This is a genomic window from Devosia sp. 1566, from assembly GCF_004005995.1.
Taxonomy (GTDB): Bacteria; Pseudomonadota; Alphaproteobacteria; order Rhizobiales; family Devosiaceae; genus Devosia.
Window position 1 is genome coordinate 3,703,008 of sequence record NZ_CP034767.1, and the last position, 16,584, is coordinate 3,719,591.

The following is a 16,584-nucleotide window of genomic DNA, read 5'->3' on the forward strand; positions in this document are numbered from 1 at the left end:
TGGGGGTCCCTCCGTTTAGCTCGAAAGGATCAGTCGGTGTTTTCCGGGGGCAAGGGGGCTTCGGGTTCCCGGCTGATGGCAAGAAGGCCCGGGAAACACCCGGGCCTTCTTCAGTTTCGGTCGAGGCGGATGCCTCACTAGCCCCAGTGCGCTAGGACGGCGAGCAGTAGCAGGGCGACGATATTGGTGATCTTGATCATCGGATTGACGGCGGGGCCCGCCGTATCCTTGTAGGGATCGCCGACGGTGTCGCCGGTGACGGAAGCCTTGTGGGCGTCGCTGCCCTTGTGGTGCACCACGCCGTGGGAGTCAGTGAAGCCGTCCTCAAAACTCTTTTTGGCATTATCCCAGGCGCCGCCGCCGGCGGTCATGGAAATAGCGACAAAGAGCCCGGTGACGATCACGCCCATCAGCATGGCACCGAGGGCGGAAAAGCCGGCCGCGGGCCCGGCGATCCAGTTGATCAGGAAGAACACCACAATGGGCGACAGCACCGGCAGGAGCGACGGCACGATCATTTCGCGAATCGCGGCTTTGGTCAGCATATCCACGGCACGGGCATAATCGGGCTTGGAAGTGCCGGCCATGATGCCGGGATCGGCCTTGAACTGGCGGCGCACTTCCACCACGACCGATTGGGCGGCGCGCCCCACCGCCGTCATCGACATGCCACCGAAGAGGAACGGCAGCAGGCCACCAAAGAGCAGGCCCACCACCACATAGGGGTCCGCGAGCGAGAAGGTGAGCGTGCCCATGCCCTGGAAGATCGCGGGGGCATCGGGCAGGGCCGAGAAGTAGATCAGGTCCTGCGTATAGGCGGCAAAGAGCACCAGCGCCCCTAGCCCCGCCGAGCCAATGGCATAGCCCTTGGTGACGGCCTTGGTGGTGTTGCCAACGGCGTCGAGCGCGTCGGTGTTGTGCCTGACTTCGGCGGGCAGGCCCGCCATTTCGGCGATACCGCCGGCATTGTCGGTGACAGGCCCGAAAGCGTCGAGCGCGACGACAATGCCCGCCAGCGCCAGCATGGTGGCGACGGCGACGGCAATGCCGAAGAGCCCCGCCAGCGAATAGGTGACGATGATGCCGGCAATGATCACCAGCGCAGGCAGCGCGGTGGATTCGAGCGACACCGCGAGGCCCTGGATCACATTGGTGCCGTGGCCGGTGACGGAGGCTTCGGCGATGGAATTGACCGGGCGCCGACCGGTGCCGGTGTAATATTCGGTGATGACGATGATGAGCCCGGTGATGGCCAGGCCCGTCACCCCGCACCAGAACAGCGACCAGGGGGTAAAGACCTTGTCGCTGGCTTCGATCAGAAGGTTCATGTCGCCAAAGATCATCCAGAGCACGGGCACGAGCACGATCAGGGACAGCACGCCGGTGGCGATGATGCCCTTGTAAAGGGCGCCCATGATGTTGTTGCTGGCCCCGAGCTTGACCGCAAACGTGCCGGCGATCGAGGTCAAAACGCAGGCGCCGCCAATGGCGAGCGGCAGCACCATGCCGGCAAGCTTGAGCGCTTCGGGCAGGATGATGGCGGCGAGCACCATGGTGGCGACGATGGTGACCACATAGGTTTCAAACAGATCGGCGGCCATGCCGGCGCAATCGCCGACATTGTCGCCCACATTGTCGGCGATGGTGGCTGGGTTGCGCGGATCATCCTCGGGGATGCCGGCCTCGACCTTGCCCACCATGTCGCCGCCCACATCGGCGCCCTTGGTGAAGATGCCGCCGCCCAGGCGCGCAAAGATCGAGATCAGGGAAGCGCCAAAGCTCAGCGCCACCAGGGCATCGATCACGGTGCGGCTGGTGGGCGCATAGCCGATGCCGGTCAGCAGCAGGAAGTAGACGGTGATGCCGAGGAGCCCCAGCCCCGCGACCAGCATGCCGGTGACGGCACCCGATTTGAAGGCCAGATCGAGCCCGCGGGCGAGCGAAGTGGTGGCGGCCTGGGCGACGCGCACATTGGCGCGCACCGAAACATTCATGCCGATAAAGCCGGCAGCGCCGGACAGCACGGCGCCCAGCAAAAAGCCGATGGCGGCATAGGTGCCCAGCAACAGCCAGGCGGCGATGAAGATCACCACGCCGACAATAGCGATGGTGGTGTATTGACGCTTGAGATAGGCCGAGGCGCCTTCACGCACGGCAGCCGAGATTTCCTGCATGCGCGCCGATCCGGGATCGGCGGCCAACAGGGTACGCGTGGTGATCACGCCATAAACAACACTCAGACCGCCACAAACGACGATCAGCCACAAAGCTAAAGTCATGCACAAGTCCCCTCAATGCCTTGAGGGATCCGCTCCCGGTGCGCCGATCCTCCAATCGGCGGAGCCGGCTCCTCCACGAACCCCCTCCGCGGCGATGATGCGGGGGAACGGGCGGCAAGGCAATCGCTAATGCGATGTTTTGTCGCGGCTCGCTGGGAGAGCGGCGGCAAGCCGGGCGGCCAGAACCGGGCCGTCGCCGGCGATGTGAAGGGTCTTGAGGCGGGCGGTGGCGCCCGAGGTGATGCGCAGAGCCGAGCGCGAGATGCCCATCGCCTGGGCGAGGACGGCAATTACCGCGTCATTGGCCTTGTTCTTGTCGGGGATGGCAGCAACGCGCAGCTTGAGGGCCGCGCGCCCATCACCCAGCACCATGATCTCGTCGAGGGCGGTGCGCCCGGCATTGGGCAGCACGCGCACCAGCAGGGTCAGCCCGGCGGCATCGATCCGCCAGGGGAGCGTTGGCTCAAACGACGTTGGGATAGCCGTAGCGCAGGATCACCTGCTGGATAAAGAAGATGATCAAGAACAGCACGATCGGGCTGATATCGAGGCCCGAGAAATTGGGCAGCATGTTGCGGATCGGGCGCAGCACCGGCTCGGTCAGCTGATTGACCATGCGCCAGACCGCCGCGACGAACTCGTTGCGGGTGTTGATGACGTTGAAGGAAATCAGCCAGCTCATGATGATCATGATCAGCACGACCCACCAGTAGAGCTGGAGGACAACCATGATGACATCGAGGACGGCGGCCATGAGCGGATGATCCTTCGCGAAATAACTAGGCGCTATCTAGGGCTTCAGCGTCGCTCCGGCAAGAGTGCCCATGCAAGGCTGGCAGCGACGATCCCCGGAACAGGGTTGCGCCCGAGACGTTGAGTGGCTCCAACAACAAACAGGAACCAAGCAATGGGTTTTTTCAGCGACATCAAGGACAAGATCTTCGGCAAGCACGAGGCGCAGCCCACAATCGTCGCGCAGGCCGCCGCGCAGGCATCCCCAAGCGCTGCCCCGGCCGCACCAGCTCCAAGCCGCCAGCCGGCCGGGGCTGCCGCGTCGCCGGCCGCAGTTCCCTCGCCGGTGCCAACAGCACCAGCCGCCCAGGGCAATGCTGCAGCGGCCCCGGCGGCGACTGGCGCCAGCAGCGGGGCGCAGGTCGACGTGGCTGCGATCCTTGATGCCGCGGTGGCCAAGAGCGGCCAAACGCTGGACTGGCGCAAATCCATTGTCGATTTGATGAAAGCTCTAGGTATCGACAGCAGCCTCGCCGCCCGCAAGGAGCTGGCCCAGGAGCTCAACTACACCGGCAGCACCGAGGACAGCGCGGCCATGAACATCTGGCTGCACAAGGCGGTAATCCAGAAGCTCGCCGACAATGGCGGCAAGGTGCCCGCTGAACTACTCTAGAACAGCCGAGCGGCGTCCGGCCGGCTGCCTGGGCGCCCATCCCTAGCCGATATCCTTGATCGGCTTCCAGGTGGCGAAGCGATAGAGATAGATCACGACCGCAAGGACGACGACGCCGGTGGAGACCGGATCGACCCAGGCCTCGACGGCTTCATAGCCTTCGTGGAGCAGATAGCCTGAGGCGGTCAGGAGCCCCGTCCAGAGCACGGTGCCGATCGCCGAAACGGTGATGAAGCGGCCAAAGGGCATGACAGCAAGACCGGCCGGCACGGAAATGAGGGTGCGGATGGCGGGGATCAAGCGCCCAACCAGTATCGCCCAGATGCCATGGCGGTCGAACCAGTGCACGGCCTTGTCGATATCGTCTTCGCTGACCGTGGCGATGCGCCCAAGGCGGTTGCAAAGCAGGGTGAAGCGATGCAGGCCCAAAAGGCGGGCCGCGAAATACCAGACCGACGTGCCCGCGAGCGACCCCAGCACGCCGGCGAGCAGCACGCCCCAGCCATTAAGCTCGCCGCTGGCGGCCACATAGCCGGCAAAGGGCATGATCAGCTCGGAGGGAATGGGTGGAAAGACGTTCTCGGCCACCATCAGGAGAAAGATCCCCAGATAGCTCCATTGGGTAATGGTGCCGATGATCCACTCGCTCATGATCCACTCCGTCTCCGATGGGGCGCACCATTACCGCAAAACGCCAAGAAAGGGTAAGGGCCCCGTTGTTTCCAACGGAGCCCCTGGTATTTTTTAGCCGGCCTTGGAGCGCAGCGCGCGCTTGCGATCATTGGGATCGAGCCAGATCTTGCGCAGGCGGATCGACTTGGGGGTCACCTCGACATATTCGTCTTCGGCGATATAGCCGAGCGACTGCTCCAGGGTGAGCTTCTTGGGCGTGGTCAGGCGAACCGCCTCATCCTTGGAGGTGGTGCGGATATTGGTCAGCTGCTTGCCCTTGAGCGCGTTCACTTCAAGGTCGTTGTCGCGGCTGTGCTCACCGATGATCATGCCTTCATAGATGTCGACGCCAGCATCGATCATGATGGGGCCGCGATCTTCGAGGTTCCACAGCGCAAAGGCGACGGACTGGCCGGTGCCATTGGAGATCAGCACGCCGGTGCGACGGCCCGGCAGTTCGCCCTTGAAGGGGGCAAAGGAGTGGAACAGGCGGTTGAAGATGGCCGTGCCGCGGGTATCGCTCAGCAATTCGGGCTGGTAGCCGATCAGCGAGCGGGTCGGCACCAGGAGACGAATACGCGTACGGCCAACGCCCGAAGCGCGCATTTCGACCAGCTCGCCCTTTCGCTCGGTCATCTTCTGGACGACCGTGCCGGTGTGCTCGTCATCGACGTCGATGATGACTTCCTCGATCGGCTCGAGCTTGACGCCGTTTTCTTCCTTCATCAGCACTTTGGGGCGGCCGATGGTCAGCTCGAAGCCCTCGCGGCGCATGTTTTCGATCAGAACGGCCAGCTGCAATTCGCCGCGGCCAGCCACGTCGAAGCTGTCATTGTCATCGCCCGGCGTCACCTTGATGGCGACATTGCCTTCGGCTTCGCGCATCAGGCGTTCACGGATCACGCGGGACTGCACCTTGTCGCCTTCGCGGCCGGCCAGTGGGCCGTCATTGATGCGGAAGGTGACCGACAGGGTCGGGGGATCGATCGGCTTGGAGGCGATCGGCTCCATATTGGTCGGCGATGAAATGGTGTCGGCAACGGTCGAGGTTTCGAGACCGGCAATGGCGACGATGTCGCCGGCTTCACCGACATCGACGGGCGTGCGCTCGAGGCCACGGAAGGCCAGCACCTTGGAAACGCGGCCCTTTTCGACGATCTTGCCTTCGCGGCTGAGCGTGTGGATGGGATCGCCGGCCTTGACCGAGCCCGAAAAGATGCGGCCGGTCAGGATGCGGCCGAGAAAGGCATTGCGCTCGATCGTGGTGACCAGCATGCGGAACGGGCCGGTTTCGACCTTGGGCTCAGGCACATGCTCGATAACCTTGTCGAGCAGCGGCGCGAGGCTTTCCTTGGGACCGGCGGGATCGGCACTCATCCAGCCCTGCTTGGCAGCGCCATAAAGGATCGGGAAGTCGAGTTGTTCGGGCGTTGCGTCGAGGGCGATGAAGAGATCAAAGATTTCTTCGAGCACTTCGAGGTGCCGCTCGTCCGACTTGTCGATCTTGTTGATCGCCACGATCGGACGCAGGCCCTGGGCCAGCGCCTTGCCAAGCACGAACTTGGTCTGGGGCATCGGGCCTTCGGCGGCATCGACGAGGATCACGACACCATCGACCATGGACAGGATACGCTCCACTTCGCCGCCGAAATCGGCGTGGCCGGGGGTGTCCACGATATTGATGCGGGTGTCTTTCCAGAGCAGCGAGGTCACCTTGGCGAGAATGGTGATGCCACGTTCGCGCTCGATGTCATTGCTGTCCATGGCGCGCTCTTCGACGCGTTCGTTTTCGCGGAACGAGCCGGACTGCTTGAGCAGCACGTCGATCAGGGTGGTCTTGCCATGGTCAACGTGAGCGATGATGGCGATATTGCGCAAGGACATTAGGGGCGGAGCCTTTGAATGCATGATTCACGCCCACAAACCGCCACGCGGCGACAACGAGTTGAACCATGAAGGAAAACAACAACGCCACCCGCTAACAGGCAGGACCGGCGCTTTTGTCGCGGCTATTACAGGTTTTAGCGCCATCGGACAATCCCTGTGACTGCAGGGCGGCAATGCACCGCGTCACATAAGGGCCAAAAGGCATCCACCAAGCGCGGTCGCGCCGACCAAAATCCAGGGCGGCACGCGACCGGCCGCGAGTAGTAAATAGATGGTTACGGCGAGGGCATAATCCAAGGGGGTACGCAGCGCCAATGTGGCTACGGGATCAAACAAGGCGGCAGCCAGCAGCGCCACCACCGCCACATTGGCGCCCGCAATCAGGTGGGCGATGGCGGGAACAGCGGCAAGGCGGCGCCACAGCGGCAAGGCGGCGCCCATCAGCAGCAAGCCAGGGGCGAAGATGGCGAGCGTTGCGCCGAGCGCACCTAGCAGGGTGTAGCCGGATGGGGCCGCGGCGGCGCCAAGGAAGGTGGCAAAGGTAAACAGCGGCCCCGGCACCGCCTGGGCGGCGGCATAGCCGGCCAGAAAGGTTGGCGGCGACACCCAGCCGGGCGCCACCACGCTGTCTTCCAGCAAGGGCATCACCACATGCCCGCCCCCGAACACCAGCGCGCCGGTGCGATAAAAGGCATCAAGGAACTGCACGGCAAAGCCGCCCACCCCCGCAGCGGCGAGCAGCGGCAGACCAAGGAGCAGCAGGGCGAAGGCGGCAAGGAGCGCGATGCCCACACGCATCGACGAGGCTCCGGCAGGCACGGAAGCGTTGGTTCCGCTGGCATTGCCCCAGCCCAGCAAAAGGCCACAAAGCGCGCCAAGGCTCATCACCAGAAGCTGCCCGGCAATACCGGGCACCAGCGCCAGCAACACCAGCGCCAGGGCAGCCACGCCAAGGCGGGAGGGCGTGGTGAGGAGCGCGCCGCGCATGCCCCAGACCGCCTGGGCCACAACAGCCACCGCCACCAATTCAAGGCCATGGAGCGCCCCGGACAGAGCTGGTCCCTGAAGGGCGAGAAGGCCGGCAAAAAAGGCCAGCATCAGGAGGGCCGATGGCAGGGTGAAGCCAACAAAAGCCGCCAGCCCGCCGAGCCAGCCGGCGCGCACCACGCCCAGGGAAAAACCGACCTGGCTCGAGGCCGGCCCCGGCAGGAGCTGCCCCAAGGCCACGAGCTGGGCATAGCCATGCTCATCCACCCAGCCGCGCCGGGCGACAAGTTCGTCACGGAAATAGCCGAGATGGGCAATGGGGCCGCCAAAGGAGGTCAGTCCCAGGGCGAAAAAGGCGGCGAAAACCTCGCCCGGCGTGCCGGCAAGCGGGGCGGTGGGGGCGTCGGCTCGGCTCATCCGCGCACCCTTAGCCTCAAGTTATGACAGCGCGATAACGCCACCGCTTGCCAGCGGCGCTCAGGAGGCCGCGCGCAGCAATCGGGTGTGCTCGACTTGCCGAATAAGCATCAGCTCGAGCACGGCCGGGGCCAGGGGCGGGGAAAACAGGAACCCCTGCACTTCCGAGCAACCCAGGGCGCGCACCAATTCGAGCTGTTCGGGGGTTTCCACCCCTTCGGCCGTGGTGGTCATCCCAAGGCTCTGCCCCAGCCCGATCACCGCGCGGATGATGGCCAGATTGTCGCTGCGGGTGGTCAGATCGCGCATGAAGGAGCGGTCGATCTTGATCTTGTCGAAGGGGAAGGAGCGCAGATAGGAAAGCGAGGAATAGCCGATGCCGAAATCGTCCATGGAAATGCGCACACCCATTGCGCGCAGCTGATGCAGCGCCCGCAAGGTGGATTCGTTGTCGGCGAGCAGCAGCGATTCGGTGATTTCGAGCTCGAGGCGGCTCGCAGGCAGGCCCGCATCAGCAAGCGCCGAGCGGATTACGCTCACCAACTCCTTGTTGCGGAACTGGACGGTTGACAGGTTCACTGCAACGCGCACCCCGTCGGGCCAGGTGGTGGCCGTACGGCAGGCCTCGCGCAGCACCCATTCGCCCAGGGGCACGATGAGGCCGGTTTCCTCGGCAATGGGGATGAACTCGGCGGGAGAAATCGAGCGCTCCGCGCAATCCCAGCGCAACAGGGCCTCGACGCAGCCGATTTTGTTTTGCTCCAGATCGAGCAAGGGCTGGAAGACAAGGCGCAGCTCGTCGCGCGCCAGGGCGGCCCGCAGGCCCGCCTCGATGCTGCGGCGCTGCTGCAACTCCTCGTCCATACCCGTTTCAAAGAAGTGGAAGGTGGAGCGGCCATCCGCCTTGGCCTTGTAGAGCGCCATATCGGCATGCTTGACCAGGGTATCGGTGTTCACCCCATCCTGGGGCGCCATGGCGATACCGACCGAGGCGCTGATATCGATCTGGTGCTCGCCGATGGTAAAGGGGGCCGCCATGGCCTTGACGATGCGGTTGGCCACCTTGGCGACATCGGCCTCGCTAGACACCGAGCGCAGCAGCAAGGCAAATTCATCGCCCCCCAGACGGGCCAGCAGGTCGTTGTCGCGCGTCGTGCGCCACAAGCGCATCCCGGCTTCCCGGATCAGCTCGTCACCCACCGCATGGCCCAGCGTGTCGTTGACGCCCTTGAAGTGGTCGAGATCGATATACAGCACCGCCGCCTGTTCGCCGCGCCCGATCGCGGCTTCCGCATTGGCCATTTCCTCGAGGAACTGCACCCGGTTGGGCAGATCGGTCAGGGCGTCATGGCGGGCGAGATAGCGGATGCGCGCCTCGATCTGGCGCTGCTCGGTGATGTCTTCGTGGCTTGACACCCAACCACCATCCTTCATCGGATGGTGCTGCATCATGATAACGCGGCCGTTGAATTCATGCACGTTCTTGCCGTATTCGCCGCGCGCGATGATGTCGCGGCGCCAGGCGATATATTGCTGCCGGGAGGTGCCCGAACTCATGCCGCTGTCGAACAGGTGGCCCAAAATTTCTTCGAGCTGCGTACCGGGACGCACCAGCGCCTCGGGCAGATTGTAGATGCGCTGATAGGGCTCGTTGCAGATCACGAGGCGCCCCTGGGCGTCGCACATGCACAGGCCCTGGGAGATATTGTTGACCGCCGCGTCGAGCCGGATGTTCTGGCGCTCGAGTTCGCGCCCGCGCTTTTGCATCACCTCGGTGCGCGCGATTTCCTCGGTCACGTCCTCATGGGTGATCACCCAGCCCAGCGCCGGATTAAACACATGGGCGGTTTCGATGATGCGCCCGCCCCGCACTGCTTCCTGGCTTTTGTGGCGCGCGCCATCGCGATTGGCCAGCAATTCGCCGGCATAGGCCGCGTAAAAGGCCTCGGGGGTTTGGTCGGGGTGATTGCCCAGGCTCGACGAGATCCCCACCACCGCCTCGAGCGTCATGCCGACCTGGAGGTGCTCGGGCTCAAAACCATAGATTTCGCAATAATGCTGGTTCCACAGCACCAGGCGAAATTGGGGGCTCCACACGCAAAATCCATAGGGCATGCTTTGGAGCGCCGCATCCAGCAGCAGCGCCCCGGACATCTCGCTCAAACTTCCAGCGTCCAATGCCCGCACGAGCCGACCCCTTCCGCGGTGCTTTGCGCACAACGGACTAACGCTAGAGGTCGGCTCTTAAGGCCCGATTAACGCGGACGGCTTATGGGCGCTCCGCCTTGCGATTGCGCGCCGCCCAAGTCTTGAGCCGCAAGCCGTTGAGGCGGATGAAGCCCTCGGCATCATGGTGGTCATAAGCGACCGCGCCTTCCTCGAAGGTGACGAGGTCCATGGAATAAAGCGAGTTGGGCGATGTGCGCGCAATCACATTGGCGCTGCCCTTGTAGAGCTTCACCGTGACTTCGCCCGACACATAGTCCTGGCTCTTGTCGATCATGGCCTGCAGCATTTCGCGCTCGGGCGAGAACCAGAAGCCGTTATAGATCAGCTCGGCATATTTGGGCATCAGCTCGTCCTTGAGGTGAGCTTCGCCGCGATCCAGCGTGATCGATTCAATGCCGCGATGGGCCACCAGCATGATGGTGCCGCCCGGCGTCTCATAAAGCCCGCGCGACTTCATGCCGACAAAGCGGTTCTCGACGAGGTCAAGTCGGCCAATGCCATGCTTGCCACCGAGCTCATTGAGCTTGGTCAGCAGCGCGGCCGGCGACAGCTTTTCGCCATTGACCGAGACCGGATCGCCCTTTTCGTAGCCGATGGTGATGATCTCGGGCTCGTTGGGGGCCTGTTCGGGATCAACCGTGCGCTGGGGCACATAATCGGGATAAGGCACGCCGGGATCTTCGAGCACCATGCCTTCCGAGGAGGTGTGCAGCAGATTGGCGTCAACCGAGAACGGGGCTTCGCCCCGCTTGTCCTTGGATACCGGGATCTGGTTGCGCTCGGCATAATCAAGCAGCTGGGTACGGCTGCGCAGGTCCCATTCGCGCCAGGGAGCGATCACCTTGATCGAAGGGTCGAGCGCATTGGCGGTCAATTCGAACCGCACCTGGTCATTGCCCTTGCCTGTGGCGCCATGGGAGATGGCATCGGCGCCGGTTTCCTGGGCGATTTCAACCAGGCGCTTGGCGATCAGCGGGCGGGCAATGGAGGTGCCCAGCAGATACTGACCCTCATACACCGCGTTGGCGCGGAACATGGGAAACACGAAGTCGCGCACGAATTCCTCGCGCAGGTCCTCAATGCGGATATCCTTGATGCCGAACATCTCGGCTTTCCGGCGCGCCGGCTCAAGCTCTTCGCCCTGCCCGAGGTCCGCGGTGAAGGTCACCACTTCGCAGTTATAGGTTTCCTGCAGCCATTTGAGGATGATGGAGGTATCCAGGCCGCCCGAATAGGCGAGCACGACCTTCTTGATGTCTTTTGCCATAACTTTGGTTCTTGCGCTTGGGGATTGGCGCCAGCTGGCGCCACAAATCGGGCGCACCCTATTCAGCCCGGGCCGGGCATGCAATTGTCCGGGCCGAATTTCTTGAGCACCTCTATGCCCGCCTTTGTTCCCGATCTTTCCGTGCTGCTGGCCTTTGCGCTGGCCGCTTTTGTTCTGGCGATCACGCCAGGCCCCGATATGGCGCTGCAAATGTCGCGCGCCATCAACTATGGGCGGGCGCATGGCTTTGCCACGGCGGCGGGGGCAATGAGCGGCATTCTCGTGCATACCTGCCTCGCGGCGTTGGGCATTTCGGTGCTGATCGTCGCAGCGCCAACCGCGTTCTTCGTGCTCAAGATCGCCGGCGCCCTTTACCTCTTGTGGCTGGCCTATGGCGCGGTGATGCATGGGGGCGGGCTGCGCCTGGCCGAACGGGCGGCCCGGACGCCAACGCTGCGCGAAAGCTATGCCACCGGGATCGGGATTAATCTGCTCAATCCCAAAGTGGTGCTGTTCTTCGTGACCTTCCTGCCCCAGTTCGTCGACCGGCACGATCCGGCCGCGCCCGGCAAGCTGTTCTTCCTTGGCGGCGAGTTCATCCTGGTTTCCATTCCGGTCGCCATCGCCATGGTGCTGGCGGCTGAGCGCATGGCCGGGCTGCTCGCCACCAACCAACTGGTGCAGCGCGCGCTCAACTGGAGCTTTGCCGCCGTGTTCACCGGTTTTGCCCTGACCATCCTCCTTGCCGAAGGGCGGCGCTAGGAACGGCTGGCCCCGTTTGTTCGTTAGCCCGGCAAAGCAAGAGGGCAAGGCATGGACGTTCTGCGCATTATCCTGTCGGTGATCATTCCACCGGTCGGCGTCTTTCTCCAGGTGGGGCTCGGGCTGCAGTTCTGGCTCAATATCCTGCTGACGCTGCTGGGCTATTTCCCCGGCCTGATCCACGCCATTTGGGTGATCTTGCGCAAATAAACTAGTCGCTCGGCTTGCGGCTCGCGCGCCGCTCCCGCGTCATGCGGGTGGGGGCGTGAAAGTCTGGTCGCTTGGTTTGCACCCACGCAATAAACTCGGCCAGTTCCCGATCGGCCCGCAGCGCCTCGACGTCGTTGAGCTTGCTCGCCAGCTCGGTTTCGGAAAACCGCGCGTGAATGGCGCTGTGGCAGATCTGGTGCAGCTGCACCGTACCCAAATGGGTACCGCCCTTGAGGCGCGGCGTCAGATGATGGCGGCTGGATTTGGCTTCGGGCGGGATGGGGCGTTCGCACAGGGGGCAGATCAAAGGCGCCCGGCTCGCCGCCAGGCGTTCGGCGGCGGCACTCGCAGCATCGATGCGCCGTTGCGAGGGTCTGGGCATCAGCCGATCTCGGCAAGGCGCAGCAGATACCCGTCCGGGTCCTGCACGCAGAACTGGCGTTGCCGCACGATGCCGCTGCCCGCCGCATAGGTCTTGGTTTCAACGGGCAGGAACAACTCCAAACCGGCAGCCGCAAGGTGCTCGAGCACGGGATCAAGGGCGCTGACGCGGATCTGTAAGTTGATGCCGCGCCCGAAGGGAGGCTCGAGCGACCCCGTCTTCCAGTCTCGAGCCAAGCCGAGTTGGTCGAGCATGAGAAGGGCCCCTTCCCGCTCCAGCATGGCAAAGCCTTCGGCGGGCCGCTCGTAGCGAACGGCAAAGCCCAGGAACTCGCAGTAAAAGCGCAGACTGCGCGAGAGATCGGCGACGGACAACTCGGGGATCAATGCCGGATCGCCGCCCATCGCTGCTCCCTTAGCCGGCGAGCGCTTCGCGATCCTTGCGGCTCAAGCGCTCGCTTTCGCTCTTGAGCTGGCCGCAGGCCGCAAAGATGTCGCGCCCGCGGGGCGTGCGCACGGGGCTGGCATAGCCGGCCTTGTTGACGATATCGGCAAAACGCTCGATCCGTGAGGAAGGCGAGGTGCCATAGTTCGAGCCGGGCCAGGGATTGAACGGGATCAGGTTGATCTTGGCAGGAATGCCCGCGAGCAGCCGCACCAGTTCACGCGCCTCGGCATCGCTGTCATTGATGCCATCGAGCATCACATATTCAAAGGTGATGCGGCGGGCATTGCTGAGGCCCGGATACTTGCGGCAGGCTTCCAGCAGCTCTTCGATCGGCCACTTCTTGTTGATGGGCACCAGCACATCACGCAGATCATTGTTGGTGGCATGCAGCGAAATGGCCAGCATCACATCGATCTCGCGCCCGGTGGGCTCGATAAAGGGCACGACGCCAGAGGTCGAAAGGGTAATGCGGCGCTTGGACAGGCTCATGCCGTCGCCCGCCGACGCGATCAGCAGGGCCTGCTTGACGTTCTCGTAATTATAAAGCGGCTCGCCCATGCCCATCATCACGATATTGGTGATGGCACGGCTCCCGTCAGCCGGAACAAGACCGCCATCATCGGGGCGGCTGCCGCCGGGGAAATCGCCCAGCCGCTCGCGGGCCATCAGCACCTGCCCGAGAATTTCCCCGGCGGTGAGATTGCGGACAAGCTTTTGCGTGCCGGTATGGCAGAACGAGCAGGTAAGCGTGCACCCGACCTGGGAGGAAACGCAAAGCGTGCCGCGGTCCTGCTCGGGGATATAAACGGTTTCCACCTCGACGGGTGGATAGAGCGGATTGGCGGGATCGCGGAAGCGGAACAGCCATTTGCGGGTGCCATCGCTCGAAACCTGCTCGGAAACGATCTCGGGGCGATCAAGGATGAACTTGTCGGCCAGCAGCTGGCGCACCGGTTTGGCGACATTGGTCATGCGCTCGAAATCGGTGACCCCGTTCACATAAAGCCAGTTCCACAACTGGCTCGCGCGCATCTTGCTTTCGCGCTCGGCAATGCCCGCGCCCACCAATGCCTCGGCGAGCTGCGGCTTGCCCAGGCCGATCAGCGAAGGCCGGCTGGCGACCGGCGAACGCACGGCAGACGAATGGTCAAGATTAAGCGCAATGCTCATGGGGGCAAAGGTCCGGAAGGTGCGGGATCAGGTGGCCAATAGCATATGGGGCGCGCCGGCGCAAAGTCACGGGCCCGGGAGGTGCTGAGGGGCTGCTATTCGCCAGGCGCGGGATGATCCTTGCCTTGGGTGGGGCGATCAAACAGCGAAGCCGTGAGAGCAACCGAGAAGGCGGCAATGATGACGACGGCAAAGTTGGCAACAACTCCCCACTCAATCATTCTTCCAGTCCTTTCAGATGGCGTCTTGCCAGCCAATGTAAGCCCAAACTGCTGATGAAACAACCAACCACGACGAAGGCTGCAGTGGGCGAGCCACTGGACGATTGCGCCAGCGCCACGATCGGCGCCAAAGCACCAATCCCCACCAGCGCCATGGCTACGCCATTCATGTAAGTGGCGGTCAGCTTGCGCTGTTCATTGCGGACGAGCTTGCTCAATCCCTCAGCATTCGGCGGCGACGGCCTGGGTGGCAGCGGTGGAGCCGGCGAGCGAGAAGGTTTGCGCCACCTTGATGCCGGCACTGGTGGTGCCTTCAACGACCAGGCTCGAGCCGGCGCGGATGGCGCTGGCGAGCGCATCGCTTTGCCCGGCATCGTCGAGCCAGGCGGCATCGTTCTGGGTGAAGAGATTGAAGGTCTGCCCATTCACCGTGACGGTCGCGCCGCTATCGGGCTGGAAGGTGAAGCCGGCAACCAGGTTGAACTCGCTGGCGACATTTTCGCCGGGCCGGCTGGTGAGGTAGAGATAGGCCTGCGTATAGCCGTCGGGCGTGGGGGTCACAGTGGTGGGCTTGGTCATGGCAAAGCAGACCGGCCCGGCCCCATCGGACGCTGCATAGCTCGACCAGTCCCGGAAATCACCGAGCAGCCGCACCGACTGGGCTGCAGCGCTGCCAACCGAAAGCAGGCTGGCCACGACCACAAGCGAAACAAAGCGCGAAACCATAAGGGGCCTCATCAAACACAGGAAGGACGAGGGCCGCGACGCGGCACCTCGCCCGGAGAGAAGGATTGCTCGAGCGGGGTCCAGCCCCGATCAGGCGCAGGCTGCGTCGATGGCGTTCATCGCCGCCGTGGCGCCCGAAAGCGAATAGGTGTCGATCGTGTTGGTGCCGCGCTGGGAGGTGCCGCGCACCTGCAGCTTCGTGCCGCCCTTGAAGGCCTGGACAAACCCGCCTTCGTCGCCGGTCGAAGCCAGCCAGGCAGCCGAGCCCTCGGTGACCATCGGATAGGACTTGCCATCAATCGAAGCGCTGGCCTTGGCGTCGCTGCTGTTGAAGGGGTAGCCGATAATGGTCTGCACCTCGTTCTTGGTGCCCATGCCCTTGCGGTGAATGATCATGAAGTGAATGGGGTCGCGATTAACACCGGCGGGCTCGCTCGATTGCGGCGCGGCCGAGATATAGCAGAGCACCCCCGAAGCATCGGTCGCCTGCCAGGCGGTCCAGGCATTGAAACTGCCGAGCTCGGTTGCCTGCTGCGCCTGCGCGACAGGGGCCAGAGCCATGACCGCGCCGACCGCGAGCCCAAACACAAGGCTACCGGTTTTCAACGTCATCGCCAAATCTTCCTCATCTTTGAAGGTACGCATCTAGTGGGATTTGCTGCTCGCAAGCTTAAGCCCCACATGGTTACTAAGGTGTCAAGCGCCGCCACGCCCCAGCGCCAGCCATCAAGTGAGCGGCAATCGTGACGCTAAAAAGGCGCGGGCAGCGGCAATGACGTGCTTTGCAGGTAAAGGGTCAAGCTCGCGTTAACACTGCCGTGAGCGGCTCACGCTTCGAGCGAATAACTTTGCTCGACCACATAGGGGCCGCCACCCACCGAGTCACGGCTGGAAAACAGCACAAAGCGCCTGGGCGTGAATTCAAGCGGCTCGAAGCGCCCGGCCTCGGCGATAAAGCGGGCCACCTCCTCGGGCGCCGAGCCGCGCAACCTGGCCAAGGTTATATGGGGCACGAATTTGCGGCCCTCGGCGGGAAGGCCGGCGCGCTGCAGCACCCGCTCCTGGGCCGCCTGCAGGCGGCTGAGCGCCTCGCTGGGCTCAACTGCGGCATAAAGCGCGCGCGGCTTGGCCCCCCCAAAGGCACCCAGATGGGTCAGCCGCACCGGAAAACTCAGAGACTGGCTCAACCGGTCGAGGCTGTCGGCGACTTCATTGGCGGTGCCATGATCCACATCACCGATGAAGCGCAGGGTGATGTGGTAATTCTCGGCATCGATCCAGCGCGCGCCGCTGAGGCCGCCGCGCTTGAGCGACAGGGCAAAGGCAATATCGCCGGGAACTTCAAGGCCAGTAAACAGCCGGGGCATGAGGCCTCCTTTGCCCGCGGGCAGGCAAGACAATCGCAGCCAGCCTAGCATAACTGCCCGAGAGGGGCAGTCGAATCGTCGCGGCTGGGCGAACAGGGTTGTAAAGGACTTCTCCCCCATCCATATTACCGATCAAGTGGCGCCCAACAACGCCCT

19 protein-coding genes are annotated in these 16,584 nt (G+C 63.5%); 3 read left to right on the forward strand and 16 right to left on the reverse strand.

Annotated features, from left to right (window positions below; genetic code table 11):
* Nucleotides 1-137: 137 nt before the first annotated feature.
* The 3 genes from ELX51_RS17630 to ELX51_RS17640 all read right to left on the reverse strand — a co-directional run bounded on the left by ELX51_RS17630 (nucleotide 138) and on the right by ELX51_RS17640 (nucleotide 3,033).
* Entirely contained in the window at nucleotides 138-2,279 is a 2,142-nt protein-coding gene (locus ELX51_RS17630) for a sodium-translocating pyrophosphatase (protein WP_127754721.1), read from the reverse strand.
* A 126-nt stretch (nucleotides 2,280-2,405) separates the two neighbouring features.
* A complete protein-coding gene (locus ELX51_RS17635; RefSeq protein WP_348983134.1) occupies nucleotides 2,406-2,759 on the reverse strand; it encodes a DUF167 family protein in 354 nt (117 codons plus the stop codon).
* Complete coding sequence (locus tag ELX51_RS17640) at nucleotides 2,743-3,033, reverse strand: YggT family protein (RefSeq protein WP_127754723.1); 291 nt, start codon at nucleotides 3,031-3,033, stop codon at nucleotides 2,743-2,745. Before ELX51_RS17640 ends, ELX51_RS17635 begins: the two co-directional genes overlap by 17 nt.
* Nucleotides 3,034-3,186: 153 nt before the next feature.
* Here ELX51_RS17640 and ELX51_RS17645 point away from each other — a divergent pair, with 153 nt between their 5' ends.
* Entirely contained in the window at nucleotides 3,187-3,684 is a 498-nt protein-coding gene (locus ELX51_RS17645; protein ID WP_127754724.1) for a DUF3597 domain-containing protein, read from the forward strand.
* A gap of 42 nt (nucleotides 3,685-3,726) precedes the next feature.
* On the opposite strand, the gene ELX51_RS17650 is transcribed toward ELX51_RS17645, so the two are convergent.
* The 5 genes from ELX51_RS17650 to ELX51_RS17670 all read right to left on the reverse strand — a co-directional run bounded on the left by ELX51_RS17650 (nucleotide 3,727) and on the right by ELX51_RS17670 (nucleotide 11,143).
* The gene (locus ELX51_RS17650; RefSeq protein WP_127754725.1) at nucleotides 3,727-4,335 is read right to left on the reverse strand and encodes a DedA family protein; all 609 of its coding nucleotides are present in this window, start codon (nucleotides 4,333-4,335) and stop codon (nucleotides 3,727-3,729) included.
* A gap of 93 nt (nucleotides 4,336-4,428) precedes the next feature.
* Nucleotides 4,429-6,240, reverse strand: coding sequence for a translational GTPase TypA (typA, locus tag ELX51_RS17655; protein WP_127754726.1), 1,812 nt, complete (start codon nucleotides 6,238-6,240; stop codon nucleotides 4,429-4,431).
* Nucleotides 6,241-6,426: 186 nt separating this feature from the next.
* A complete protein-coding gene (gene chrA / locus ELX51_RS17660; RefSeq protein ID WP_127754727.1) occupies nucleotides 6,427-7,647 on the reverse strand; it encodes a chromate efflux transporter in 1,221 nt (406 codons plus the stop codon).
* Nucleotides 7,648-7,707: 60 nt separating this feature from the next.
* Nucleotides 7,708-9,801, reverse strand: coding sequence for an EAL domain-containing protein (locus tag ELX51_RS17665; RefSeq protein WP_248305367.1), 2,094 nt, complete (start codon nucleotides 9,799-9,801; stop codon nucleotides 7,708-7,710).
* Between the two features lie 115 nt (nucleotides 9,802-9,916).
* A complete protein-coding gene (locus ELX51_RS17670) occupies nucleotides 9,917-11,143 on the reverse strand; it encodes an argininosuccinate synthase (protein ID WP_127754729.1) in 1,227 nt (408 codons plus the stop codon).
* Nucleotides 11,144-11,257: 114 nt separating this feature from the next.
* On the opposite strand from ELX51_RS17670, the gene ELX51_RS17675 reads away from it, so the two are divergent.
* Both ELX51_RS17675 and ELX51_RS17680 read left to right on the forward strand, forming a co-directional pair.
* Complete coding sequence (locus ELX51_RS17675; RefSeq protein WP_127754730.1) at nucleotides 11,258-11,905, forward strand: LysE family translocator; 648 nt, start codon at nucleotides 11,258-11,260, stop codon at nucleotides 11,903-11,905.
* Nucleotides 11,906-11,956: 51 nt separating this feature from the next.
* Nucleotides 11,957-12,115 (forward strand): YqaE/Pmp3 family membrane protein, encoded by a 159-nt coding sequence (locus ELX51_RS17680; protein WP_127754731.1) that lies wholly within the window; start codon nucleotides 11,957-11,959, stop codon nucleotides 12,113-12,115.
* 1 nt (nucleotide 12,116) lies between these two features.
* Here the strand turns inward: ELX51_RS17680 and ELX51_RS17685 are convergent, their stop codons facing one another.
* The 8 genes from ELX51_RS17685 to thpR all read right to left on the reverse strand — a co-directional run bounded on the left by ELX51_RS17685 (nucleotide 12,117) and on the right by thpR (nucleotide 16,428).
* Nucleotides 12,117-12,497: a restriction endonuclease gene (locus ELX51_RS17685; protein ID WP_127754732.1), complete on the reverse strand. Its 381-nt coding sequence runs from the start codon at nucleotides 12,495-12,497 to the stop codon at nucleotides 12,117-12,119.
* The gene (locus ELX51_RS17690) at nucleotides 12,497-12,901 is read right to left on the reverse strand and encodes a VOC family protein (RefSeq protein WP_127754733.1); all 405 of its coding nucleotides are present in this window, start codon (nucleotides 12,899-12,901) and stop codon (nucleotides 12,497-12,499) included. The genes ELX51_RS17685 and ELX51_RS17690 overlap by 1 nt, the downstream gene beginning before the upstream one ends.
* A gap of 10 nt (nucleotides 12,902-12,911) precedes the next feature.
* Complete coding sequence (gene rlmN, locus ELX51_RS17695; protein WP_127754734.1) at nucleotides 12,912-14,114, reverse strand: 23S rRNA (adenine(2503)-C(2))-methyltransferase RlmN; 1,203 nt, start codon at nucleotides 14,112-14,114, stop codon at nucleotides 12,912-12,914.
* A 95-nt stretch (nucleotides 14,115-14,209) separates the two neighbouring features.
* Nucleotides 14,210-14,335 carry a hypothetical protein gene (locus tag ELX51_RS20460; protein ID WP_282567565.1) on the reverse strand — a complete coding sequence of 42 codons (126 nt, stop codon included), beginning with the start codon at nucleotides 14,333-14,335 and terminating at the stop codon, nucleotides 14,210-14,212.
* On the reverse strand, nucleotides 14,332-14,553 hold the full coding sequence (locus ELX51_RS17700; RefSeq protein WP_127754735.1) for an amino acid transporter: 222 nt from the start codon (nucleotides 14,551-14,553) through the stop codon (nucleotides 14,332-14,334). Before ELX51_RS17700 ends, ELX51_RS20460 begins: the two co-directional genes overlap by 4 nt.
* A 4-nt stretch (nucleotides 14,554-14,557) precedes the next feature.
* Nucleotides 14,558-15,061, reverse strand: coding sequence for an invasion associated locus B family protein (locus tag ELX51_RS17705; protein WP_127754736.1), 504 nt, complete (start codon nucleotides 15,059-15,061; stop codon nucleotides 14,558-14,560).
* Between the two features lie 90 nt (nucleotides 15,062-15,151).
* The gene (locus tag ELX51_RS17710; RefSeq protein ID WP_127754737.1) at nucleotides 15,152-15,673 is read right to left on the reverse strand and encodes an invasion associated locus B family protein; all 522 of its coding nucleotides are present in this window, start codon (nucleotides 15,671-15,673) and stop codon (nucleotides 15,152-15,154) included.
* 215 nt (nucleotides 15,674-15,888) lie between these two features.
* Entirely contained in the window at nucleotides 15,889-16,428 is a 540-nt protein-coding gene (gene thpR, locus ELX51_RS17715) for an RNA 2',3'-cyclic phosphodiesterase (protein ID WP_127754738.1), read from the reverse strand.
* Between the last annotated feature and the right edge of the window lie 156 nt (nucleotides 16,429-16,584).